This window comes from Oleidesulfovibrio sp. (genome assembly GCF_047973035.1).
In the GTDB taxonomy this organism is placed as follows: Bacteria; Desulfobacterota; Desulfovibrionia; order Desulfovibrionales; family Desulfovibrionaceae; genus Oleidesulfovibrio.
In genome coordinates this window covers 18,032-43,628 of record NZ_JBKEBF010000006.1, presented here as the reverse complement: position 1 = coordinate 43,628, position 25,597 = coordinate 18,032, and the positions used below count along the sequence as shown (strand labels likewise).

General features: G+C 47.7%; 20 protein-coding genes. 9 read left to right on the top strand and 11 right to left on the bottom strand.

The window, feature by feature from the left end; all coding sequences use genetic code 11:
* The first annotated feature begins 26 nt into the window (after positions 1 to 26).
* Positions 27 to 1,097: a TDT family transporter gene (locus tag ACK5LI_RS01215; protein WP_416945807.1), complete on the top strand. Its 1,071-nt coding sequence runs from the start codon at positions 27 to 29 to the stop codon at positions 1,095 to 1,097.
* 735 nt (positions 1,098 to 1,832) lie between these two features.
* Complete coding sequence (locus ACK5LI_RS01210; RefSeq protein ID WP_416945806.1) at positions 1,833 to 2,915, top strand: tyrosine-type recombinase/integrase; 1,083 nt, start codon at positions 1,833 to 1,835, stop codon at positions 2,913 to 2,915.
* 116 nt (positions 2,916 to 3,031) lie between these two features.
* On the opposite strand, the gene ACK5LI_RS01205 is transcribed toward ACK5LI_RS01210, so the two are convergent.
* Both ACK5LI_RS01205 and ACK5LI_RS01200 read right to left on the bottom strand, forming a co-directional pair.
* A complete protein-coding gene (locus ACK5LI_RS01205; RefSeq protein WP_416945805.1) occupies positions 3,032 to 3,889 on the bottom strand; it encodes a hypothetical protein in 858 nt (285 codons plus the stop codon).
* A gap of 125 nt (positions 3,890 to 4,014) precedes the next feature.
* On the bottom strand, positions 4,015 to 4,560 hold the full coding sequence (locus ACK5LI_RS01200; RefSeq protein WP_416945804.1) for a hypothetical protein: 546 nt from the start codon (positions 4,558 to 4,560) through the stop codon (positions 4,015 to 4,017).
* Positions 4,561 to 4,905: 345 nt separating this feature from the next.
* On the opposite strand from ACK5LI_RS01200, the gene ACK5LI_RS01195 reads away from it, so the two are divergent.
* The 5 genes from ACK5LI_RS01195 (at position 4,906) to ACK5LI_RS01175 (ending at position 15,535) form a co-directional block, all read left to right on the top strand.
* Positions 4,906 to 5,145 carry a helix-turn-helix domain-containing protein gene (locus tag ACK5LI_RS01195; RefSeq protein WP_416945803.1) on the top strand — a complete coding sequence of 80 codons (240 nt, stop codon included), beginning with the start codon at positions 4,906 to 4,908 and terminating at the stop codon, positions 5,143 to 5,145.
* A gap of 33 nt (positions 5,146 to 5,178) precedes the next feature.
* A complete protein-coding gene (locus ACK5LI_RS01190) occupies positions 5,179 to 5,544 on the top strand; it encodes a hypothetical protein (protein WP_416945802.1) in 366 nt (121 codons plus the stop codon).
* Between the two features lie 220 nt (positions 5,545 to 5,764).
* A complete protein-coding gene (locus tag ACK5LI_RS01185) occupies positions 5,765 to 8,179 on the top strand; it encodes an AAA family ATPase (protein ID WP_416945801.1) in 2,415 nt (804 codons plus the stop codon).
* A gap of 659 nt (positions 8,180 to 8,838) precedes the next feature.
* Entirely contained in the window at positions 8,839 to 12,471 is a 3,633-nt protein-coding gene (locus tag ACK5LI_RS01180) for a helicase-related protein (RefSeq protein ID WP_416945800.1), read from the top strand.
* Entirely contained in the window at positions 12,422 to 15,535 is a 3,114-nt protein-coding gene (locus tag ACK5LI_RS01175; protein WP_416945799.1) for a sacsin N-terminal ATP-binding-like domain-containing protein, read from the top strand. The genes ACK5LI_RS01180 and ACK5LI_RS01175 overlap by 50 nt, the downstream gene beginning before the upstream one ends.
* Before the next feature lie 96 nt (positions 15,536 to 15,631).
* Here ACK5LI_RS01175 and ACK5LI_RS01170 read toward each other — a convergent pair whose 3' ends face one another.
* Complete coding sequence (locus ACK5LI_RS01170) at positions 15,632 to 15,814, bottom strand: hypothetical protein (protein ID WP_416945798.1); 183 nt, start codon at positions 15,812 to 15,814, stop codon at positions 15,632 to 15,634.
* 188 nt (positions 15,815 to 16,002) lie between these two features.
* Here ACK5LI_RS01170 and ACK5LI_RS01165 point away from each other — a divergent pair, with 188 nt between their 5' ends.
* On the top strand, positions 16,003 to 16,341 hold the full coding sequence (locus ACK5LI_RS01165; RefSeq protein WP_416945797.1) for a helix-turn-helix domain-containing protein: 339 nt from the start codon (positions 16,003 to 16,005) through the stop codon (positions 16,339 to 16,341).
* 10 nt (positions 16,342 to 16,351) lie between these two features.
* Here ACK5LI_RS01165 and ACK5LI_RS01160 read toward each other — a convergent pair whose 3' ends face one another.
* Positions 16,352 to 16,723 carry a hypothetical protein gene (locus tag ACK5LI_RS01160; RefSeq protein WP_416945796.1) on the bottom strand — a complete coding sequence of 124 codons (372 nt, stop codon included), beginning with the start codon at positions 16,721 to 16,723 and terminating at the stop codon, positions 16,352 to 16,354.
* Positions 16,724 to 16,818: 95 nt separating this feature from the next.
* Complete coding sequence (locus tag ACK5LI_RS01155; protein WP_416945795.1) at positions 16,819 to 17,280, bottom strand: hypothetical protein; 462 nt, start codon at positions 17,278 to 17,280, stop codon at positions 16,819 to 16,821.
* 323 nt (positions 17,281 to 17,603) lie between these two features.
* On the opposite strand from ACK5LI_RS01155, the gene ACK5LI_RS01150 reads away from it, so the two are divergent.
* The gene (locus ACK5LI_RS01150) at positions 17,604 to 18,365 is read left to right on the top strand and encodes a Fic family protein (protein ID WP_416945794.1); all 762 of its coding nucleotides are present in this window, start codon (positions 17,604 to 17,606) and stop codon (positions 18,363 to 18,365) included.
* A 249-nt stretch (positions 18,366 to 18,614) separates the two neighbouring features.
* On the opposite strand, the gene ACK5LI_RS01145 is transcribed toward ACK5LI_RS01150, so the two are convergent.
* The 6 genes from ACK5LI_RS01145 to ACK5LI_RS01120 all read right to left on the bottom strand — a co-directional run bounded on the left by ACK5LI_RS01145 (position 18,615) and on the right by ACK5LI_RS01120 (position 25,214).
* Positions 18,615 to 19,298: a YagK/YfjJ domain-containing protein gene (locus tag ACK5LI_RS01145; RefSeq protein ID WP_416945793.1), complete on the bottom strand. Its 684-nt coding sequence runs from the start codon at positions 19,296 to 19,298 to the stop codon at positions 18,615 to 18,617.
* Positions 19,299 to 19,752: 454 nt separating this feature from the next.
* Positions 19,753 to 20,085, bottom strand: a complete 333-nt coding sequence (locus tag ACK5LI_RS01140; protein ID WP_416945792.1) for a hypothetical protein — start codon at positions 20,083 to 20,085, stop codon at positions 19,753 to 19,755.
* Between the two features lie 225 nt (positions 20,086 to 20,310).
* The gene (locus ACK5LI_RS01135; protein WP_416945791.1) at positions 20,311 to 21,903 is read right to left on the bottom strand and encodes a cobaltochelatase CobT-related protein; all 1,593 of its coding nucleotides are present in this window, start codon (positions 21,901 to 21,903) and stop codon (positions 20,311 to 20,313) included.
* Between the two features lie 5 nt (positions 21,904 to 21,908).
* Complete coding sequence (locus ACK5LI_RS01130; protein ID WP_416945790.1) at positions 21,909 to 22,976, bottom strand: DUF3150 domain-containing protein; 1,068 nt, start codon at positions 22,974 to 22,976, stop codon at positions 21,909 to 21,911.
* 232 nt (positions 22,977 to 23,208) lie between these two features.
* Positions 23,209 to 24,225 carry an AAA family ATPase gene (locus ACK5LI_RS01125; protein WP_416945789.1) on the bottom strand — a complete coding sequence of 339 codons (1,017 nt, stop codon included), beginning with the start codon at positions 24,223 to 24,225 and terminating at the stop codon, positions 23,209 to 23,211.
* A 173-nt stretch (positions 24,226 to 24,398) separates the two neighbouring features.
* Positions 24,399 to 25,214 carry an ERF family protein gene (locus tag ACK5LI_RS01120; protein ID WP_416945788.1) on the bottom strand — a complete coding sequence of 272 codons (816 nt, stop codon included), beginning with the start codon at positions 25,212 to 25,214 and terminating at the stop codon, positions 24,399 to 24,401.
* Positions 25,215 to 25,597: the final 383 nt, after the last annotated feature.

The following is a 25,597-nucleotide window of genomic DNA, read 5'->3' as shown; positions in this document are numbered from 1 at the left end:
GCAACAAACGAACTGAGGGTATCAACATGCTGAACAACGTTAGCAAAGTATTCTATTCTGTCCCGACTCCTGTTGCGGGTCTGGCATTGGGCATTGCCAGCCTTGGCATCGGCCTTGAAAACTCTCTGCCGTTACACAGTCTGGGACAGATTATCGGCGCGCTGGTTTCCATGGCGCTGGGAATCATGATTCTCACCAAATATATAATGCATCCGGCACTTATTAAAAAAGAGCTGCAGCATCCCGTACTGGGCAGCGTGATGCCTACTCTTGCAATGGCTCTTATGTTGCAGTCCAAAAGCCTGAGCATTCTGAACGCACAGACTGCCGAAATATTATGGCTGGTTGCAGTCTTGGTGCATCTCGCATTGCTGGCAGGATTTACTTTTTACAGAATGAAATCTTTTTGCCTGCATCATATGGTGCCCAGCTGGTTTGTGCCGTTTGTAGGCATCTGCGTTGCGGCACTTACAGTTCCCGGCCCGCAATACCACAACTTTGCCTACGGGCTGATGATCTTCGGTATGGTCAACTACGCAGTCATGCTGCCTGTTATGATCTATCGTCTCATTTTTTCTAAGGAAATCGAAGACCCCGCAAAGCCCACCATAGCTGTTATGGCGGCCCCTGCCAGCCTGTCGCTTGTTGCATACCTTACGCTGGAACAGAGCCCGTCACTGCTGCTGTGCAGCGTGCTTCTGGGTATCGCGGTACTTATGACCAGTATTGTCTATCTGGCTTTCTTCAAACTGTTGCGGTTGCCTTTCAGCCCTGCTTTTGCAGCCTACACATTTCCCATGTCCGTAGGTGCCGCTGCGCTTTACAAGGTGGCAGATCGCCTTGCCGCTTATCCTGTAGCGCATGTGTACAGTGAGCAGATACGTATAGTCGCGGTGGCGGAGCTGGTCATCGCCACCCTTGTCATCGCCTATGTCTGCTTCAGATATCTGCAATATTATGTACGGGCATGGGCAGCTGTCATGCAGGCTCGCAAGGCTGCACGGCTGCTTCCGGCAAAGAGCAAAGAAAAAAACGCAGGCAAAAGACCTGTTACGGGGCAAAGTCCGTTGCACCACAGACAGGTAAAAGAATTGTAAACTGGGTGTTACCTACGCATCGGTGACAGACATCTGAATGCCACTTTGCATCAACTGCATTATTCGCATCTGTAACAGCGCCTTTTGCCTCAATAAAAATGTCCTCTTACATTTCTTTATCTTTAGTTAATATATAAACAGGCACACAATAAAAAAGCGGAGTAGACACCTTCTCCGCTTTTTTACATTTGAAAATGTCCCCAGCATATCCTGCTTCAGCAGATAGCTTATACTCTTTTGAATTTTTGTTTCTGTCTTCCAACTACAAGTAATACAGCAAAGTGCATTCATATTATTGCAGGGACGACAGCGTAAAAAAATCTCAGGACTGTTTGGGAACCCTTTCCAATTCAGTGGAACTGTTTCTGAAAAGGTTCTTTTGCTTCTGCCCTCGCCCCAAAACGATACCGGTAAAAACAAAAAGCTCTCTGCATATCAATGTCATAAAAGGCGTTGCAGCGCAGGCAACTTCCGAAAATTGAAAATAGGGTTGAAAAACGCAAGGCAACGAAAAAAGGCTTACCATGTTTCCATGATAAGCCCTTAATTTTCTCTTTGGCGCGCCTGGGAGGATTCGAACCCCCGGCCGACTGCTTAGAAGGCAATGGAGACATCTTTTCACTATTTTTCATAACGTAGCACTATCACCTATAATCAATGAAGTTTTCAACATGGCAACATTGTTGTGCTTGCCATATTTTTCATCTATTGTCATATTTCAGGTTGGAAATAGGGTTGGAAAATAGGAGAGAGTACATGGCGGCTAGTAAGCGATTCAAAACTAAATATCCGGGAGTTTTTTATCGGATCACCCAGCGCATCGGTGTCCCAAATGCCGAAGAACACGTTTTTTACATTGTGTTTAAAAAAGACGGTAAAGTTTTTGAAGAAAAAGCTGGTAGGCAATATGCCGATGCCATGACCGCCGCAAAGGCATCCCGTATCCGTGTTGAGCGAATCGAGGGCAAACGGCTTTCGCGCAAGATGGTCAAAGAGCAACAGGCGGCATTAAAAAAGGCTGAGTTGGAACGCAACACCATTGCACAAATTCTGAAACTTTATCAGGGAGCACTACCCGACAGAAACTGGAAGACAGATATCTCGCTCTACAGAGTGTATCTTGAAGAAAAATTTGCGACCAAGCGACCTGAAGACGTAACAACCCTTGAAGTGGATGCCGTGGCCCTCACTATGAAACAGGCGGGTAAATCTGCCCAAACTATCAAACACACACTGGGCCTGCTGCGTCGCATTATCCGCTTTGGCATCAAGAAGGGTCTTTGCCCTGCTATTGACCCCGCCACGCTGTATTTTGAAATGCCAGTGGTAGACAACACAAAGACAGAGTGCCTTACTCAAGAGCAGCTGAAACGCTATTTGGAAGCACTCGATAAAGAACCTGATCAAAATGCAGCGTCCTTGCTACGACTCGCGCTGGCAACTGGCATGCGCAAGGGAGCCCTTCTGGCTTTGCAGTGGGCAGATATCGATTTTGAAAAAGGATTTGTTACCTTGCGGGGGGATGTCGCCAAGAAAGGCAAAACTGAGCGTATTCCTTTGTCAGAATCTGCACGAACCGTACTTTTACATGTGCAGCGGACTGATAGCCCGTTTGTGTTTCCCGGCAAAGATGGTGGACAACGAACAACTTTCACGCGCATCGCCCGCAGAGTTCGTGACGCTGCCGGACTGCCCAAAGACTTCAGGCCACTACACGGCCTACGCCATGCATACGCATCCTTCCTTGCCTCTAGCGGCAAGGTAGATCTATACACCCTGCAGAAGCTGCTAACCCACTCAAGCCCACAAATGACATAGCGGTATGCTCATTTGGCTGATGAGGCTCTACAAAGAGCAGCGAGTGTGGTGGATGATATCTTGATGAGCAAAAGCTAGGTAAGGGGTGATCAATTTTCTGATACTCCAAACTAAAGCTATAAAAAATTGTAGCGATTCTCCATTTGCTTTACAAGGCTTTCACAAATCTTCTTTTCGTCCCCCTTTCCCCTTCCCTTTACAGAAGATGGGAAGTCTTTAAAGTCAATATATGGCAATCTGTTTTTTGACGCATGCCTCTCTAACTGTTTGATATACCTGTTGCATTGCTTTTTAATATACTCAGATGATTTTGAACCATTCCCTATAGATGGATATTTTTTTAATATTGCATAAGCATTTTCATATGTATTATCTTTTAGCAAAAGAGTGTAAAGATGCATCTGAATTTTATTATTCGTATCACATTCACCCTCCATTAAATTTTCATAATAGCTAATTAGCCATTTTTTTGCATCGTCGAAATTTGCAATTGGAGGGAATTGCTCTATTGATTTTATATCATACCTAAACTTTTTTAGATTATTTAGCCATGCAACTTCCCCTTTCGCGTGATCAAAAGGGTGATAGAGCTTGCAATATTCATCACAATCAAAAATAAAGTAGTATTGTTCGATACTACGCTTCTTTTTATCCTTATAGTACTCGAAATCATTAAAGTATAAAAATTTTATATATTCTTCTGTTTTTTCATTTCGAATATTTACATCAAGGTGCTTTAATTCTTTTCTCAGTCTACCTTTCACAGCAACAAGGCGTAAATCTGTGTAGTTGTTCATAAATATTGCAGATGTGCTACATATAAATCTCCATCCTTTTCTTTCTTCAATTCTTACTGTACCGACAATCTCCTTACTTTGATGATATAACGAAAGAAAGCGATCACGTTTTTCACTGTCTCTCAATGCACAAGAAGGCGTTCGCATGAGTTGCTCACTGTCTTTCAGCGAATTCAAGATCTCACCTATAGTCTTTTGAAGAGCAGCATTGTTTTTGTTATTTCCAGAAAGATGCACCACCCTAAAAGATATTTGTTGAATAGAGTCACTACAAACATGCTCAACAGATGATATTTTGTTATTTAACGCAAACGAGATATTTTTTTGTATGTGCCCCCCCCCGAGGCTGTGTGCCTGCTACAATTATCGACAAAGAAAATATCATAGCCATTAAGAGAGGCAATTGCCTCCAGCGGGCGCTTTAGCCCTATTGCCATCCTCTCCCCGTAGAGCTTGTGCCCGTAGGGCATGGGGTCATTTGAAGGTCCACATGTTTGCGAGGCGAGCTTCTCTCGTTTTTCAATCTCCATAAGCTTTTCAGCTGCCTTATCACCATATGCTTCTGAAGAAAGATCACAGCCACATATAGTTATGTCGAATTTGTCATACAGAGAGTGCTTTAAAAATAAGAAGGAAATATCAGCGTCAAATTTATACGAAATGCGAACTATCCCGCTATACTTGGCACGGCGTTCAAGTTCAGTGTGCGGATAAATCTCTTTATTCGAATCAGGGTGATAAATTGGAATCTTATGTTTGAGGCATAAGAGCACCATAGCCTGAAGATCTCGGCCTTGTTGATATAACAACTCGCCTACAGGCAAAATAAGTTCATTTCTGCTGGACATCATCCTCCTCCATTTTCAATCAATCTAAGTGCTACTTAATGGCCGCTCTACAAGCAATCCTTATCCCAAAAAATATGCGTATTCTTCAGGGGTAAGGATGCTTCTCACGACGCCTTCTGCTCAACCGAAAATACATCCCCAGTCGCATAGAGAAGTCGCCCCACCACATGGCTTTTGATACTTCAAAAAAGGTTCCCCCAAAAAGGGGACCTTTTTTCAATACCAGCGTGGTATAATAGATTGGAATATTGAAATATTCTTTTTTAACACTGGGAAGCTATTGGAACTATTCTGGCCTACTCCTTTCGTCTATCTTTAACGGAAATCAATTGCAGGAGGTGCAGAATGCACAAACGCAACTCATTGGAAAAATGCTGGCTCACTGAACGAGAAGTCGCCGAAATTACGGGTCTATCAATTTCAACGCTACAAAAGCAGCGGCTTTTCTGCCGAGGGATTCCTTACTCCAAAGTCGGGAAATCGGTGCGCTACGCATACGACGATGTCATGGCCTTTATGTGGGCGGCGCGCATTGACCCGGCTGGCAACCAAACATCGTCAGCACCTGCAACACGCAGGTGCTAACAACCTAAGCTATTATGTTTTTAGGAGGTACTCATGCGTCACGACAAGGCCCCCCAACATCTATTAGAGAACATCGGTATGCAGGAAAACGACAAAGGAAACCGCAAAAACACCATATCTCCCGCACTGCAGAAAATGATAAATCAGGTTCGTCGTGCAATTGAACTTGATACACAGCAGCAACCCTACTTGCAGTCAGACAAGGTCAACGTATCGTTTGACGGTTCCGGAACGCGGAGGGCGATCGAGGAGGGGTTAGCAGCAATAACGAAAACAGTTGAGGAACAGTGCAGCAGATTATCCCCTGAACAAGCAGAAAGCCTGAACAGTATAGATGTCGACATGAAGCTGGTTCCTGAGTTTAGCATCACAACCAGTGTCAATAAACCTGTAGCCTAAAGTTGAAGGTATTATGCATTATAATCTCAAGGACCAGATGAAGAAGGCCGAACACAGCGAAAATGGCACCAGCACCACAGTGGTACGCCCAGTATGCAAGGACAATACTGTGATTGATGCTGAGTATTCAGTTTCAGCAAGCAACAGCGCATCCATACGAGTGCTACCTCTCCCGGCGAGACATATAATGAGCAGCCATCCTTCGCCAGAAAGAGGCAACATGCTACACTGCGATGATGTCTACTTGCGAAGGATTATCCGCTCATGGGACAGACCGATAAAAAGCAGCCATGCGACCAAGGCACAATTCATTCCTCTGATCTCTCCTACTCCTTATTCAGCGGAACTCCAAGAGGCTCTTGGAGCTGCAAATGCTTCTAATATTCAATGCATTGACAATGAACACATGCAAGTTGTTGTTTTTGAAGTCATCGTAGAATATGAAGCTTGCCGCCAATTAAAATCCCTAAAAACACCGCTGTTGCATAAGATTATTGAGCATGCAAAAAGGAATCTTGGGATACGGCTGTGCCCAGATTCTACTATGCTTCACTGGTACCAAGGAAGAAACAGACTGCAAGAGTACGGCTTTGTGGCGCTTTTTCAGCGTGTATTTACCTTGTCCAGGCTGGATGCACTGGCCACGTTGGCAGGCATCGTCAGCCTTAATTTTGAGAATCTCTTTGCAGTGCATAACGTAACCCATGTGGCTGAACGCAAGGGTGATTCACCCCTGCGAGACTGTATCCCGCGAGTAATCGACATCGGCTTTCGTGATGCAAATATGGGCGTGGCATCCTGCATGGATATAACGCAAATCCACGGCCACAGCGGCCAAGTCATCGGTGCGGTGTGTACATACAAAATCCATACACAATATGTTAGCCTGCCTGCCACAGTCGTGCGAGGCCAGCTTTGCATCGGCAGGAATAAGGCTGCGGCTTTTTTGTTCAATCAGGATAAAATCGACCGGCACCCCTTTGCCACAGTTTTGCTCTGCCAGGATATCAGGCTTGCCATTGCTCTTGATAAAAGAATTCATGAGTCGCCTAACCTGTCCGACAGTGAGGTAATCGCTACTGGCCACATAGGCAGAGATTTGTCACCCATCCCCTGGAACTATCTGGCAGGCCATGACGTCATCCTGCTATGTGCTCCTGACAAGGAATGTCACGCGCAAGTTAAAGCCTATCAGAACCATGTGGCAAAGGCAGGAGCGCAAAGCTTCAGAGTATACCCATTCCCCGTGCTTTGGTCTGAGGTTGAGAAGAGGGACGGTTCTGACGCTGGTTTGATCAGCGAAATTGAACAAGTTTTATTTGATAAGGCGGTTGCTCTTGCTAGCATGGCAGCATCCGATCTGATTACAAAGCTTCAATGTGAGGCCCGAAGCTATGATAATTACGTCGCATGGGGCAAAAAGAACGGACTTTTTCAATCAACCGAATGTCACAGACATGACAACCGCGACGCCCCAACGTTGTTCTCTTGCGTTACGGAAGACTGCGCGTTGCCACACAGCACCACACCCTCGTTGAACAGTATTTTCCCCAAGGGTAGCATTAGCCTGCTTCATGGCAAAAAAAACTCGGGGAAGTCCTTTACTCTCTTATCTCTTGCAAAGGCCCTGTGTAGCGGCAGCAGTTTTCATAATTTTGAATGTGCAGGAGCACCATGCAAATGCCTGCTTCTGGATAGCGAAACACAGCCCTTGCTGCTTGGCTCACGGCTCAAGCAGATGACGCTTGATGCGCATATCCGCACGAACCTACATGTCATATCAAAGCTCCACGAACCTAGAGGGTCGCTATGGGCAGACTTTGACCTCACTCGGCAGGAGCATCTTGACGCACTGCTTGCACACGTCCGTAACAGTAATATTGAGTATGTCTTTTTAGATAACCTTACGACCCTTGTGCCTTCTGGAGCTACGTATCAACAAAATACGGCAGGCTTGGTCTTTGATGGCTTGAAAAAACTCTGCGAGTTTGGAGTGGGTGTTATCCTTGTGCATCACACCTTGGACGACCCCGGTCGCAAAGGTGTACATGGCAAAATGCGTGGCAGTAGCGAATTCTCCATCCGCTGCCACACGGAAACCATGGTTATTGGTAAAGAAGAAGTGCTGAAGGAAGGGAATGCTCCCGCCGTTATCATGGAGCGCACACAACAGGATGGGGCTTTGAGCGGCCTTTATGTAAAGTCGTGTAAGACGGCTGCCCATCTTGAAAATAAAATCTTCTGGCAACACCTGCCGCTGAATAAAAGCGAGTGGCAGTTCATTGCCACAACAGATATAACTGGGGAAATTGTAGAAGAGTCCGACCATGCAGCAAAAAAAGGAGCGGAACGACAAAGTTCACCCCAAACCGTACCTGACATAGGGGCTGAAGACGCCGGGCAAGTGTCCACCCATGATGACACCCCTGCCGACACCACCACGCTGTCCCCACGAGAAGAACGCGCACTGGCCTTTGTGCGCACACAAAAGAAGGTCACACGCAAGCAAGTGCAAAGTCACCTCGCCGTAGCGGAAAAGACTGCCGGAAACACCTTGAAGGTACTCCTCGAAGCTAGGCTGATTAAAAAGTCAGGCCACAATGGGGATAAAAACACTTACTATTATGTCGACTAGGGGCCCTCCCTTCGCGCCGCCCAACCACTTCAAGCACCCTTGCCTCCCAAGGGTGCTTTTTTGTGACCTGCAACCGTGCGTCCATACCCCATCCTGCCTTTAACTGTCATACAGCCTGCTCCAGGATAATCCCCCGCACGCCAGAATCACCACCACGAAACCACTCATAGCAAAGAGCGCAGCAAGCATCACAACCCCGCACACCCAAGCAGATCCCCGTCCAATGCCCGAAAAAGCCAGCCCCTCCCAGTCAAATCCCCTGTTCATGCTCGAAATTTGCCCCCTTATGCCCGCAGCCGTGCGGTGCGTTTGCTGGCATATACCGAGGCTTGCGAGCATGCTGGAGGGTGCATTTAGTTATTTCAGCACGATAGGGTTGTGTCTACGAAGCTGGTAAAAGTATTTTTTAACCAAACCAGCTTGGCAGCTGTGACACAAACCCAGAAGATGTCCATGGCGCTCCTCTCTTTTGCTTAGCTACTTACCGCTTTATCTGAGTGAATAACTTTGATAATTACATTTGCCTATACGCGTTTCGCGATGCATGACCTTGGGTCGGGGTATACACAACTCCCCCATTCTGCCATGCGCCTAAGGAGGCATGGCAGCCACGGCTATGGCTCAGTCGTCGGATTGTTTTAACAACAGAGTATGACAAAATGCATGATAAGGCCTCGACTCACGGAATGATAGCTAGGCACTTTAGCGACGTAGCCTCCCAACTCGCCATATTTCTAGAAAGAGTTTTACCGCCGCTATTTGACGACTGGTGGAATAAAGCTGTTGTCAGTAACCTGTCATTTCAACAAAAAAAGTATCTTGAACAGCGCCAGATTACCGCGCTTGGTGGTTTGGATCTAGCAGGGCTGCTCCGTGTGCTGGATCAAAACTGGTACCAAATTTCCAACAGCCTGAATCTTACCTCCGAAGCTCGGCATTTTGTTAAAGAGATGCTTACCATTCGCAACCGTTGGGCGCATGCGGATGCAGACGGATTTCCTACTGACGATATCTACCGCGACCTTGATACCATCCAGCGTTTTTCCGGTGTTATCGGCGCAGATGATGCATTGATTCTGCGTTTACGCACAGCCAAGGCAGAGCTTGTAGCGGTGGATTCCCAGCCGAATACAAGCCCCCCCCCCTCGAAGACACTATCCTCTCTGGATACTGATACAGCCGTTGCGGCCTTCGAGCCAGGACAAATGGTGTTTGTCAAATCAAACCCCTCAAGCCGTGGTGCCGTGCTTGCCGTGCTGCCCGGTGATCCGGAAATCAGACTCAAAGTGTTTGTCGACGGCACAACGCAAACCTTTTACGCATCCCAAGTTCAGGTTGAACAGCAACAGGAATGCATAGAAAATGCTCTGGCATGTGACCAATTCCATGCCCATCTTACGGCCCTGCAAATCAACTATCCGGGGCTATCCACCCTCTACTCCCTCAACGCTGCTCGGGTAGATTTTATTCCGTATCAGTTCAGACCGGTGCTGCGATTTATCCGGTCAGACCGTCCACGCCTGCTCATTGCCGATGGTGTTGGTGTGGGTAAAACCATTGAGGCAGGGCTTATTTTGCGCGAACTTCAAGCTCGGCGTGAAATACGCTCCGTACTCATCATCTGCCCACGGCCTCTGGTTATCGAAAAAAAATGGCAGAATGAAATGAAACGCTTTGAAGAGCGCTTTACCCACCTTGATGGTACAACCCTGCGTTACTGTATCGAAGAAATGTACCTTGACGGGGAGTGGCCGGAACAACACAAGAAGGCTATTCTTCCGTACTCCCTTTTTGATGAAACATTGCTGCATGGTTCAGCGCACGATAAAAAACGTAAACGCAAAGTAGGGTTACTGAATCTTGACCCACCGCCACGCTTTGATCTGGTTATTGTGGATGAGGCTCACCACATCCGTAATCAGGAGACCCTCAGGCATAAGGCTGTGAGCTTCTTCTGTGAGCATGCCGATGCAGTGCTTTTTCTGACGGCCACCCCCATTCAACTGGGGAGCAACGACCTTTTTGTACTTTTAAACACACTCCGGCCAGATCTTATCATCGATCAGGAAAGCTTCCTCCACATGGCAGAGCCAAACCCATTTATCAATGAGGCGGTATCAGCCCTGCGATCTCAAGAGCCGGATTGGCAACAGCAGGCACTAACGGCTCTTGATCAAGCCACTTCTACACAGTGGGGGCAAGCCATCCTCCGGCATAATCCGCATTTTGCCCAGATTTATACCACACTTGCAGGAGAGCCAATCACGCACGAGGAGCGCGTCAAAATGATTTCCTATACCGAGGAACTGCATACCTTTGCCGGAATCATTAATAGAACCCGTCGCCGCGATATCGGCAATTTTACTATTCGCAAGCCGGAAACAGTTGTCGTAGATTTTACTCCTGCTCAGCGGCATCTGCATGATGAACTGCTCAAAATTCAGGCGCGCATTTTTTCCGAACTCCATAACGGGGTCAATGTGGCGTTCATGATGACAACCATCAGACGGCAAGCGGCAAGCTGTCTCTATGGGCTAGCACCTTTCCTCAAGGATATCCTCAACCGTCATCTAGATGAACTGGCTTTGATAGAAGCAGGGGCAAGCGATGTTTCTGCAGATATGGATATTGCTCCCATAGAAGGTCAGATCCAGCAACTTCTGGCAGCGGCTTTGTCTTTAGATCCAAGCGACCCCAAGCTGGAAGCACTGCGTACCATCATTCGCGACAAACAGGCTATGCCCAATAACAAAATCATGTTGTTCAGCTGCTTCCGCCATACGTTGGCCTATCTGTTTGCAAATTTGAGCAAAAAAGGGTTCCGCGTGGGGCTGGTGCATGGAGGAACACCGGATGAAGAGCGCGTGATGCTCCGTGCTCGCTTTGAAAAGTCAAGGGACGAGGCAGATAGCCTAGATATACTGCTGTTCTCTGAAATCGGCTGCGAAGGTCTAGACTACCAGTTCTGTGACTGCATTGTGAACTACGACATTCCATGGAATCCCATGCGCATAGAGCAACGCATTGGCCGCATTGACAGAAACGGACAACAAAGTGAAAGCGTGGCCATTATTAATATGATTACTCCGGGAACGATAGACGCAGACATTTACCATCGTTGCCTCTATCGCATTGGTGTTTTTGAACATGAACTGGGTGGTAGTGAAGAGATACTGGGAGAAATCACCCGGGGAATACGCAATATTGCAGATAATTTCGCGCTGAGTGAAGAAGAACGCAACAGCAAACTCCAGCAGCTGGCTGATAACAAAATTAGATTCATTCAGGAACAGGAAGCCTTAGAGCAAAAACAGGCTGAACTTTTTGGTATCCAACTGCCCCAAGAGCAACTGAACCGCGAAATTGCCGATGCTACCAGCTTCTGGTTGGCTCCGGCTTCGCTTCACAGGCTGGTGGCCATCTATTTGCAGCGTGTATGCGGTAAAGAGCAGGAATTCATCCTAGGCGAAAAGCCCCTCAAAACACTCCGGCTGGCACAGGAGTCCCGAGCCAATCTACTGAAGGATTTCCACAAACTGCAACGGAAAAACACCTCGGCTTACCGAGAATGGGAGAACTGGCTCAAAGGCGGTAGTCAGCGTTTGCCCATTACCTTTGAATCAACCTGCGCCATGCGACACCCCGAGGCAGCCTTCATTATGCCGCTCCACCCCTTGGTCAAACAGGCTGCCTTGTCCTTAAATTTGGAACAGAAGAGTATCACTAGCCTATCAGTAACTTCGGACGCGGTACCCGCAGGATGCTACGAATTTGCCATATACCAATGGCGCTTTCACGGCTTCAGAGAAAACATGGCACTTACACCCATCGCTTCAAGCCCCGAGCTTTCCACGCAACTAGCTAGCCTTATGGAGAGCGCCACCGACCATACCCCCCCAACACCGGAGCCCCTTGATCCCGCAGCATGGGATACCTTAGACGCCCAGCACTATAGCCTGTGGAGTGAGGCCAGAACAAAGCACCAGCAAAAAACACAGGAACAGGTCGAATACAAGCGCGAAAGCCTATCCACCAGCCACCGCGCCCGCATGGCTTTGCTGGAAGAACAGCTTGGCCAAACCGACAACGAAAAAATCAAAAAAATGCGGAATGCCCAAATTGCAGCAGCAGAAGCCGACTACGCCAGACGCATGCAGGAATTAGAGATTGCTTTGGAAAGAGCAGACATAGTGGCGGGGGCTGTGGCGTATGGGGTTCTGTATGTTGAAGGGGACGTTTATAATGACATCGACAATTCAAGATCTTACAGAAAAGCGTCAACGCTGGGTTGATGCCAATAGAGAAAACAACTTTGAAAATGGAATAAAAAGGCTCCTCACAGAGCTATACCCAGATAACGCTCATTTTATTTATGAACTTTTACAAAATGCTGAAGATGCTCGTGCAGGTGTCGTACGCTTCACAATGTCCAATGAAGCTATCGAGTTTGAACATAATGGGAAACGTCTTTTTGATATAAAGGATGTCGATTCCATCACCAGTATTGGAGTAAGCACCAAACGTGATGACCCTACAAGTATTGGCAAGTTCGGAGTAGGATTTAAGGCAGTCTTCGCCTATACAAATACGCCAGAAATTCACTCAGGCAATTTCCATTTCCGCATCCAAGATCTCGTAGTTCCCATAACCCATGACATAAAGAAAACAGCACCTAGAGACAAAAACACACACTTCATTTTTCCATTTAATCATCCCGCAAAGCAGCCTGCCAAAGCCGTTGCAGAAATTAGCCATGGGTTACGTGCCCTAGAGAACAACGCCCTGTTGTTTCTTAGCCATATTCATCTTATCGAGTATTTACTTTCTGATGGTTCATTAGGGATCTTGGAGCGGATTGACCACAAAAATGGGCACATAGAAATTAAGGCATCGCACCCAAAAGGCGAAGAAACAGTCTCACATTGGTTGCGGTATCAAAAGTCCGTCGAAGTAACCGATGAAGATGGCAAGGCCATTACGTGTCAAATTGCCGTGGCCTACAGTCTTCAGCAATCAGAAAAGAATAAAAGCCAGCCCAAATGGAAGATCGTCCCCTTGGATCGCGGTCAGGTGTCAATTTATTTTCCGGCAGAAAAAGAAACTTCCAACCTTAGATTTCATATTCATGCGCCGTTTGCCTCTACAGTTGCTCGCGACAGCGTTCGAGACTGTGAAGCAAATAATCAACTGCGTGACAACATCGCCAAGCTTGTTGTGGAGTCACTTGCAGATATTCGTGACAGGGGCATGTTGACCGTGGGATTCCTTACAGCACTACCTAACCAAGTAGACAATCTTGCACCGTTTTATGAACCAATTCGTGAAGCTATTGTACATGCATTTCAAACTGAAGCACTTACACCTACGCGAAGCAAGAGTCATGCCCCTTCGCAGACACTTTACAGAGGGCCTGCAAAAATTTCTGAAATTATTAATGATGAAAATTTATCGTTATTGACGAATCACACACCACCATTATGGGCAGCTAATCCGCCTCAACAAAACCAACGAGAAGATCGTTTTTTAGACAGCCTTAAGATTGATAGTTGGGGGTGGAAGGATCTTTGCGAAAGCCTAACTTGTTGTAATGATGATAAACAAAAAACTATTGAGGCATGGATAGCTAAGAAGGATGATGCTTGGCTCATCCGCTTTTATGCCCTGCTAGGTGAAGCTCGTGATGAACATTACAAATATATCAATGTGGCCAATATGCAGATCGTCAGAGTTGAAACAAGCCAAGGGGATATACATGTATTACCCCAAGAGGCTTTTTTTCCACCGGAGGGGAGTGTTCCCCCTAGGAATATTCACCTTGTAAAATCTGCAGTCTATAATGTTGGGCGTTCTGATCCGCAAAAAAAATATGCCGCCTCATTTTTAAGCAGCAGTGGTGTGCGTCAATTTGATGCAAGGGTTATTATCGAATTAAAACTGCGCCGCTATTCTTCTCCTCCTAAAGAGGTTCCCAATGGGTACTATAAAGATCTTGCGGAGTTTATAGATTACTCCAAAAAATTCCCCACCAACCTGGAATTATTCAAAAAGTATCGTTTCCTATTTCATGAAACGTCAGGGGGCACACCTCATTGGCTTGAACCCACACAGTTTTGTTTAGATTCTCCATATTCGCAAACTGGACTTGCCGCACTAACAGCAATTCATAAAAAGTATGCCTTATTGGCAAGCTACAAGGATAATTTTCCAGAATCGAAGCTCTTTGATTTTATCGATTTTTTGAAAGCTGTTGGAGTAATGCATACCTTGAAAGTACGTAATGCTCCATTATGGAAAAATCCAAACAACTCGAGCCTATACCCTGTATCCAGCTATAGAGAAACAGACACCAGAATTTCGGTAGACTACTCCATTGATTCTTTAAGCGAATACACCGACCTTCAATCTGTTTCAGCAAGCAGGTTAATTTGGAATGCACTAATTTGCGCAGAGCCCAAAGTCGCCAAAGCAAGATATCGTCCCAATCAACAGTATGGCATCCGTGATGCCGATTCCCAGCTAGTTTGCCATTTGAAAACTTGTGCTTGGATTCCAGATAGTTCTGGGGCATTCCACAAGCCGCAGGACATGACGCGAGAGAATCTACGTACAGACTTTCCCTACGATGATCGCAATGGCCTACTAACTGCCATTGGTTTTGGTGAGCATGCGCAACAACGCAGTGAGGAATATAGAGCAAAGAACCGTGATGCCCAAAAAATAGGCTTTGAATCTGCAGATGAAGCAAAAAAAATGGTGCAACTCGCTCAACTTTTAAAGAACAGTGGAAAATCACCTGACGACCTGCTTCGGCAATTGCAACCAGCACCAAAGCAAGAACGCCCGACATTCCCCAGAAGTTCAGTTGTAAATCCAGAACGGCGTCAAGAACGCCTTGAGGCGGAGCTCGTCAACGCCCTTAAAAAGAAGTTCGAAAAGCGTGAAAGAAGTGTGCGAACCACCTCTAGTGCCATTGCCCCCATCACACAACTCCGAGCCCAATACACGAACGAAGACGACCAAATGGTTTGCCAGATATGCAAAGAAGAGATGCCGTTCCGAAAGCGTAACGGGATGCATTACTTTGAAAAAAAGGAAATGCTCTCAAGTGAGCACTTTTCCGAGGAGCATGAAGCCCAATATCTAGCCCTTTGCCCTGTGTGTGCTGCTAAGTATCAGGAGTTTGTGAAATCCGATGCCAATGCAATGTTCAAGCTGAAAGAAGCTATTCTCAACACAAACAATTCTGAGTTTTCAATCTTCCTTGGAAATGAACAGGCGAGCATTACGTTTGTAGAGAAGCATCTTCAAGACCTTAAAACAATTTTGATTTATAACAAATCTACTGGAGCCTTTTAGAGATCTCTATAAGCTTCCTACCCCCTATTTTTACAAAAAAATCGGGGATACACCTTGCAGCGTATCCCCAACTCCGGCTCATAAACCAGCGTTTATCTAGGCCATGAAATATAGTCCAAAAAACAATACAATACACAGGATAACCCCTGCCGGACCTAAAAACGGCACCAGAGCAATTCCGGCAATACCTGCTCCGACTACACCTTTCAACGCCTGCACCGGACTCATTACAAACATAATGACAAGGGCTATCAACCCTAACAACAAAAGAAATCCCATAAATTATCTCCTCCACAGCTGTACGTGACTTTTTCTAAATCAGCCGACGCACGCGCTACTAGAACTCCCAGGTGCTATACCAAGCGAACAAATAGCACTGACAAGTGCTATAATGCAAGAGTGAAAGCCTGCTATAGTGGGTTTTTTGAAGCTCATAACTCCGTACAATACGTCTGTAGGAGTGCAACATGGCAAATTCGCTTGAAAGCATTGGAAGAAAGATTCGAATACGTCGTAGACATGCCAATTTGACGCAGCAAGCGTTGGCAGAGAGGGCAGGCATCAGCTATAAATATCTTGGAGAGATTGAACGGGGGCAGGGTAACTTATCCGTTGAGATTCTGCTTAAGATCGTCAGCGCGCTAGGAATTGCGGCAGGAGACATACTTGACACTGCAGAGCCCAAGAAGCCGCAGACTGCGCAGCAGATTCAAACCTTGTGTTCCAAAATGTCACCTGAACAGGTGCTTCTTGCTCTCGCACTATTGGAAACCCTCCTGCAACATCCGTTGCCGCACTCCCGATAAGATTTCTACCCTACCGAAAACGCTGCCGCAGCCAACGCATAAAACTTTCGCGCTCATAGGCCACTTTGGGGCCTATCTTGGCCTTGACTGGTGGGCCTTGGCCCAGTGCGTCTAAGTTGGAAAAGGTTTTGGCCGAGATGAGACCACCCATGACGTGAGAGGCTGTTTGCCGGGTAAAAACTGGTGGCAACTCTGCTTCAATGGCCCTGTAGAATTCTGGTGAAGCAATTTCATACTCTTCATGCTGGTAGTTGTACCGCGTTGATGGTTGTTGCAGGTACCGTTTTTGATCCTGATACTGTGCCGGATTGCGCTCTTGAGATCCTGTGCAATTTCTTCGGGCGAAGTTATACATCCGCTGTAAATCAAACATACTGCTCATGAGTCCCTCCTTACATAATGGGCTACTGTGGGATGACTTAGGCTGCCCTGATTCTGATGATTTCAGAACGAAAGCAGTCCGTGCCATTCTGCCCACTACTTCAACGACTTAATAAGTTGATTCGCCTGTGCGCCAGTGAGCTGGTTCAATCCGATACCGAATTCTCCCCGGCAAGCATATTCCGCATCACATCGCTTCTTTTGGGCAAGCTGTTCAATCAGATCAAGCTGCTTCTCAGAAGCTTGTTTTGAACCGCCACCATTGAAACGTGACTTATCTTCCGTTTGGGCCTGATACTTTTGATACGATGCCCCGCTGGATGACCTGCTTGTCCGATGCTGACTTTGCAGTGAAGCCTCGCTGTAACCACTGGCATTTTCGAGAGAAGCAATGGCATCTGTCGCATGGCGAACCGCACGATCTTCGGCCTGTTGTAGGCTATCCCCTTGTCCGAGCTTTGTAACGCGATATCCAGCTTCTGTTTCCATAGTGGCACTGCAAATCCACTCATTCTGTGACTGCGATACCAGTTTTGTTTCAATTCTTTTAATAGGCATAAATGGTTCCTCATTTTTTTATTGTAATATTGATCTTGCAACACTGCTTTGTATTTTTGTCGCATATGCAGTAGTCACAATTACCCAAAAGCATTCCTTCCTGTCACAACGGGGTGTTTCAGGCTGCTATGGGATGTCTCATATAATAGTGTGTAATTTGGAATTAAATCGAGAGTCTGCTTAGCAAGGATGTTGCTGTGGTGCTGATTCCAACAGTTTGATACTTTCAGGCAAAGGGCGTATCTTAAGCATGGTCAAGGTGGTTGGCCTGTGAGAAGCTGTGAAGGACTGTGAACTCTGGCGAAAACAGTGAGAATCAAAGCATGCGCGACATATATATCTCTGAGCACAACGCTGCCCTGCTGGAACGGGTTACACGCAAAAAGCAGGAACTCGACAAAAGAAGGCCTCTCACTCAGGGAGAGCTAGAGCGCTTGCAGGAGGATTTTCTTGTAGATTTCACCTACAACTCTAACGCCATAGAAGGGTGCACGCTGACACTGCGAGAAACAGCTCTGGTGCTGCAAGGCATAACCATAGATAAAAAGCCGCTGAAAGATCACCTAGAGGCTGTAGGACATCGCGATGCTTTTGTGTATGTTCTTGATATCGCCAAAAATAATGTTGCAATCACGCAATCTACCATCAAAGACATTCATGCCCTTGTGTTGATCAACAGGCCAGCAGATAAAGGGGTGTATAGAAAAATTCCTGTACGCATTATGGGTGCTTTTGCTCAGCCAGAGCCGCCGTATCACATAGAAGAAAAATTGCGTGAACTTCTTGCTGAAAATGATGCACCATCACGCAACATGCATCCTGTTGTGCGTATTGCGTTATTTCATCTTATCTTCGAAGGTATTCATCCATTTGTCGATGGAAATGGACGCACAGGGAGATTACTTCTTAATCTTGATTTAATTCAGTGTGGATTTCCACCAGTCAATATCAAGTTTACTGATCGTCAACGCTACTATGAGGCTTTTGATAGCTACTATCGAGATGGAGATGCGAATGCCATGATTGCGCTCATAGCAGAATCTCTTGAAGAACGTTTAGATGTATATCTATCATTTGCGGAATAATCTGAAACACTCGTTTGTGCTCCACGTACATGCAGAATACTGTTAATAATCAGTAATAGAATTCCTCCTCTTATGTGCATTTTTTGGTCTGTGATAGACTCTACTGGACTTACAAATTCAGCCATTTTCAGCTCAAAAACATCAAGCCTGCATGACGTTCCCGATGGTAACACAGCTCAGCCAATCCTTTTTACAAAACAATGAGCGCTGCATGATCAAAGCACGATCACGCAACGCCCATTGTCACATCTAAGTGAGATAAGATAACACCAGCGAACGCGTTACTGACAACGGCAACTGAGAAGCCCCATAATAACGGGCTCTTCGGGGTGCATATTCCTTCTGATTTTGCTTAGCCAGATAACTCCCCCAGTAGATGCACCTTTCCATATCACGACGGAATTGCTCTTCCTGTTCTTCTCTTTGCTCCCCTGTAGCATCACGTGATGGTCTCCGAATCATGATGCCATTTTCAACAAAGTTTTTTTCGCGGTCACGGTCACAAGACCAAACCAAGCTGGACGCTTTGAAGTCAAACAGTCCATGCCAGATAGCCTTGAAATGTGACAGCACGTTCCGGTAGCGTTGCACCTTGTTACCATCAAGCATGATTACACAATGGTAGTGTTGATGCTCTGCTGCCTTTTGTTCACGCGCCCAAACATAATGGAAGTGGATACCCTCAAGTCCCAGTTCTTCCCCTACTATCTTCCAGAATCGAGAAATCTTGTTGTTCGATTCATCAAGAGGGAAGTCTCTTGGAAAACGCAAGTCAAAGCGTATAAAAAGCACTTTGTTGTGACGTCGTGTCATATGTTCGATTCTATCGATAATGCGATCAGCAATTTGAGTGCAAAATGCATATTGCTGATCACAGCCTGTATTCATTTCGTACATTCTGTGGTATCTTGAGTTAGAATATTCTCTTCTCATTAGTCTATCTCCTTTTTTGTTTTTAATAAAAGATGAATTTGAACATACTTTCATGTTCATGATTAAAAAATAAACACATACTCAATTTGTCATTGCAATCTCTGTGCATGATTGACTATTCACAATAGCAAGCAAGAATTTCTATTGTTCTTATTCTATCTTTCCTTAATAATTACATTTACAATTGTATTATGGGTTGAATATAGTTATTATATTTAGATATTACATATAAACCTACTTTAGATTAATAATGTTTCACGTCTTTTTAACGTCGTAATATGCAGTTTACACAAAGAATAATCCATTTTTGCTATCGAAAGTTAGTACACATACTATGGGACACTTTTCTCCAACATAATGCCCAAAACGACAGATGCCCGAGGCGAGAATGAACTCACTTCGGGCATCTGTCTTGCCGCATTGTATTGGCAAGCTTCTGGTCGCTCACATAACACTACTCAGAAGTAGCCAATGCAGGATCGCTGCTTAGGTTTACTGACGCATCCGCTTCAAGCTCGTTTGCGCCAGACTCGTCTGGGCCGGATTCGTCTGCGTCGGACTGGTTTGCGTCGGACTCTTCAGCATCTGTATGGCAAGCTGCAGGCTCGTCATCCAACATAATGGCTGCCGTGACCACAGCGGCAGCACCCGCAAGGCAGCCACCAAGAAAGGCGTACACGGTACTTCTGTTTGGAGCAGGTGCAGCGACTGGGGCAGTCATCGGCTTTCCAGTTTCATGCGATTCGAGTGGTACAGACATATTTTGCTGGTCGCTATAGTTTGTCATAGTGTTCTCTCTCCTTGTATTTTTTAATCATCCATCGTTTCTTTCACAGCTTGCAGTACGACTATCGCCACAGCGATCAGTGACCCCCAGTTCATAAAGAGCCTCCTTTTTTGTAACGGCATTTATTGGGCAACTGAATCAAGTTTGTGCAATGACGGCACAGGATGCAGAGAGTGCAGCACGGTAACGGGCACATGGTTTTCCTCCTGATGTGGTTGGGGCAGGTCACACAGTGACAAGGGCTGATTTCAGCATGCTAAACATGGCGGGAGCCAGTTGGGGCAAGTTCCAGATTGTTTTGCTTGTGCGGGGGAGCAGGTCTTCAATGGCGCAGGACATAATGCCGAGACCATAGCACTCATAGCCGAGGCGCAATGCCGCGCTGACAGCGTCCGAGGCCGCAATATCGCAATCTGGCGCGCCATCGGTTATGATCAAGATCAGCTTACGTGTTTCGTTCAAGGGTAGCATCTGTTGCAGCACCCACCAGAGAGCAGGCCCAAGCGGGGTTGAGCCGCCACTTGCAAGGCTGAATTTCGGATGTACGCTCTGCCCGTGGCGTACCAAAGGGCTTACCGATGCCCACCCGAATTGGGGATTATAGACCGCCGGAAAGGCTGTTACAGCCACATTGATGCCGTTATGTTCCAGCGCGTTTGCCACGGCATACGTTGCCTGACAGGCAAGAGGCATCCTCTTTTTCATGGAGCCGGAGCAGTCCAGCAGGATATGCACAGCGGTGTTGATGGCAGCTCGCTTCTGATGTTGTACAAACAGGCGAGGATCATGAATTGCTGCACGGTAGAGGCCCCGCGTATTCAGCTTGCCCCGTCGTGCGCTTTGATTGCGTTCAAGGCGTGTTGCCTGCAAAAGGCCGTGAAATCGGGCTTGCATTCCTGATGTTGCTTCCTCAATGCTGCGCAATGATTCCATCGAAAGCGTTCCAGTAGGCTTTCGGGCCTCCTGAGCCACTACGGTTGCACCCGTTTCCGGCGTGTTTTTGGCAGAAGCAGCAAGCGTAGTGTGCACCATGCTCCCCAGATCAGCGGGCAGGCTTTGTTCCGTCACGCTGAGAAGCTGCTTCAGAGCCTGTGCGTGCGCCTCATCTGTTGAGCTTGGTGGTTCAGCTATCTTTGCATCACCCTGCGTAGATAGTATGGACGACTTGTTCGTATTCTTTCTTGCACTCTTCCCTCCACAACTTGCAACATGAAGCACAGCACAAATCTGCCGCGCATACTGCAAGCATGCAGCCGAGTCAGGACAGTTTCCGCGCATGGCTTGCAAAATAGCCTCAAGATGCAGACGCAGCCACGGCCACCCTGCATCTACCTGCACTTCCAAACTCTGACACTGTGGAACAAGCTCCGGCACATCCCAGCTGCGTACAGTAAGCAGGAGCCAGTCCAGCACCAGCCTTGTCTTGTCGTTATACTCCTCCTGTGCGTTTTTCAAAAAGTAATGCCGTATCAACCATGCAAAGTTACCACGGCATCCCGGATACATGGCAGCCATAGCGTTTTCAACACGCCAGTCTTCAAAGATGTTCCACACATGCCGCTCCAGCGGACTTCCCGCCGACCGAGGCACTGCAAAATCGGTATGCCGGATGTGCGCCGATTCGTGATCCACCAAAGCACGCACAAGGCCCATGAATGTTTCATCATGGTCCGATGGCAGAGCCGGAAGCTGGATCACGTCCCCGTCAGTATACGCCTCGGTTCCGCCAATACGAATGGTCACGCCGTATCGCCTGCCCAGAGCAGAAGCCAACAACGGCAACGAATGCAGGATGTTCCGGTGAGGTATAGCTGTCATGATCATCACCACAATCCCAAACTATCCAGATGAGCCCCCACGGGCAGCAGAGCCTGCGGAAGCTCTTCCCCGTCCGCGATATCTGCATCGTCTGCGATACCTGCATCGTTAGGGACATCAGCCGTTTCATCCTCTTCACCCTCCATTGCCGGGAATGCACCACTTTCATACGACATCGACACACCGCCCAGAATGCTCAATACATCGTGAGCGCTGCTCCCTTGCAGCATGGATTGCGCATGTGCCAGCAACGCCTCAGGATCACGTAACAGGCTGACAACGCCTTGCAGCATCACAAGCGTCGGGCCCAGGATGTGGCCACGTTTGCCTACCGCAGAAAATGCTGTTGCCAGCAGATCAGCCACCGGCGCAACGCGAGGCTCCACAAAACTTAGCCCCGCCAGCTTGTTGTGGATGGTCTTCAGCGGTGACAACGCTTTGCGCGTCACTTCCTGCTTACCCACAAAGCTTTTTTGCCACGCGTCCGTTGCGGCCTTTGCCACCTCACCGAACAGCGTTTCGCCCAGAGAAGTAACCGCATCATCCAGCCCTGCATTAACCACGGATTCCGGCGAAGCATCGCGTACCGCAGCAGGCTGCACTTTAAACATCTGCCAGCCGAACCCGAACCGTGACCGCACATAGTCCGCGCTCACAACAGAATTGCTGATAATAGATTCCCAACCGGGGTTGTTTTGAATCCAGTCCCGCACAGCATCATCATAGCGGTTTAAGAATGCTTCTTTCTCGCGCACGAACTCCACCGCAATGGTTTCAAGTTCTGCCTGAATCGAAGTGATGCAGCTTTCCGGCAAAGCCCATCCGCCCAGAAAGCGCACACCGTTACGGTCAAGCAGTGTTGTAGCGCGGCTTTTTAACGCGCCGAAAACGCGCAAATCAGCAGGGTTGCAAATGCGCTTACTGCCAAGCGAGGCCAGCTCTTCAGGTGGCAAATTGTCCGAGGATACGCCGCCGCTGAAGTCTTCGGCCGTCAGTTTTTTACGGGCTGACCAGATGGTGACGGACAGGTTTATGGCCACAAGGTTGTCGAGAATGGTCATGTTTGGGTGCATGATTGAGCTCCTTTTTTGTTGGGATTCTTTTTTTGAGTTTTTTGGCCTTCGGCGGGGGGAAGGGAATGCCTTCGGCGACCAAAGGGAGTGACTCCCTTTGGAAACCCCAATTGGCGATAGCGTGTTTTCTCTGATATTCTGGTGTGGCGCTACGAAGGGGTTTTGTAGATGGATAACAAAACTCAACTGGTTTTCAGGAGGGGGGAGATTCTTAAGAGGGGGAAGCCACCCTTCAAAGCTCTCCCGCTGCGGGAAACATGCGCTGTGCCAGCTCGTGCAGCATGGCCCGTGTTTCTCGCGAGGCTCGAAAGCCTAATGCTCTGTCCAGAGCGTAGCCCACAGGCTGGATTCCCTGCCGTGCCAACGGTTGGAATCGTCTGGTCAGCGTGGCCCAGCGAATCAGCGTTCGTGTGGAAAAGGTCACGTCGATGGTCTCGCCGTACTTCTGCTTTTCACTTTCACCCATGAAGAGCCGCCGCACTTCACCTGCAAAGCTCACCATTGTTTCGCGGATCTCCTGCGGAATATCCGACGCTATCCGTTCAAGAAGCATGTTTTCTGTTTCCGGAGCAGGATAGCCAACCTCGCAGAGCCAAAACCTGTCCATCAGGGCGATGTTCTGCCGCAGGGTTCCTTGATACAGGCCACTTTCGTCTGATGCGCCGTTGGTGTTGGCGGTAGCCACAAACCGGAACATGGGATGCGGGTGGATGATTTCCCCACCGTTTTCAGGGATGCAGAGCGGGCCGCCGTCGAACACACCATTTAAGCCTGTGGCCGTGGCAGGGTCGAGCAAGTCCGCCTCGTTGAGCAGAAAGATGCCGCCATAGCGCATGGCCAATGCCAACGGGCCGTGTTGATAGACCATGTTGCCATTCTGGACGCTCAGGTGACCCGCAAGGTCGGGAAACTCCAGTCTGCCATGGCCGGTGACATCAAAGACGGGATAATTCAGGCGAGCAGCAAGCTGTCGCACAAGGCTTGTTTTCCCGCTTCCTGTTGGCCCGAAAATGTAGAGCGGGTCGGCTTTCTCTTCTGTTCCCGACAAAAGCCAGACCACGATTTCCCGCATGGAGTCGTGAAACAGATAGTCGGGATCAACATGCGGTGTGAAACTGCATGGTACACTGTATCCGCGTATGGTTCGGCCTGAAGGCTTGCCACTAAAGATGGTTCCGGCATCCATATATACTGTAGTGAGTGTGTCGAGTTCGTTTGCTGCATTGCTGTGTGTGGTGTTTGTTGTCATTGTATGATTCCTCTTGCTATGTGCATGGTAGGGTGTTGTTTGATTGCAAGGCTTGTACGGCTCTCTATAAACCAAAACAGCACAGCCTCCGTTGTGGAGGCTGTGCTGTTGCTTGTGCTGCGTGCTGTATGTGCGTTGCTGTTCGAAGTGTTGCGCGTGTACGGGCTTGAGAGCTACGCCGCGTGACGCTGAGCATACCGCCACCAAAGTTTGCGGCTGGCATCCCAGCGAAACCCTGCTTCTTTGAGTTGGGCCGCATTCGTCCGAGTCAAACCTGAGGCCGTGATACAATTTCGTCCATCCTGCGTTTGAACTGTCTGATAGAGGACTCCATCAATGGCAGGTAACGAGTTCTGAATGGATAACGGATTTTGAGACGCACGAGGGGAACCTATCTCAGTAGTGTTCTGCGCCGCTCCAGCGTCGGTATCTTTCCCTGATTTTGCGGTACCTTTTCCTATTTTGGGTTCCTGCATCGACCTAGCGTCATTTTCCGAAGCTCTCGCTTGTGGCACACTTTTTCGCCCAGAACTGCGCTGCTGATTTCGAGGCATGGCCTCTTGCGCATCATCATCTACTTCCGTCACCAGCCCGACTAGCGTTGCAAGGCCGTACCGACGGGCATAGGTTAACGCCGAGCCATACCCTTGTGGATCAGCCTTTGGCAGCGGCATCACCATAAGTGAGGATTGCCACTGTCCCGACTCCGCATGAACCAGCTTAGTCACCAATCCCAACAGGCTTTGCGGGCATCCGGTTCCTTCATGAATCGGCTGCACCGCCTGTACTGGATACTGCACAACCCATATACCACTGGCAGTCAACGCCTCCCGACACGCTTCCACAACAGAGTTCAGACTCGCATACCGACTCCCCACAAATGGATTCGCCGCATCCTTCATGACAGGAACTAGCCCCTGCTGCACCTGCAACATGGCCTTGGCAAGCTCCGTGATGCTTTCGGAACAAGTTATTATGTGATTTTCCATTGAGAATACCTCCTTGAAGCAGAGATAAAAAGCCCTCACCCAGTTTAAACGCCGGATAAGGGCAAATGAACAGCGTATTCAAAGAAGTAATATAGCCGTGAAATCGGGATGAATGACATATGCGTCCGCAGGGAGACAGCGATACTGCTTGCTAGCAAAAGAAAATGTCCAAGGAAAATTCATAAAAACAGGCCACGATCTTGATAAGTTACTGATATTATCAAAACCACCTCAGCCCATATTAAGAAATTGAAAGATCAGAAAATCACGAGTATGGATAGTGAAATAAAATAAAAACTTCGGGCTGGGTTAAAAGCTCTACGAAATGGTCCAGAATGATGTCAAATTTCTGATGCCTAGTTAGAGTGTCTGCATTTACAAAT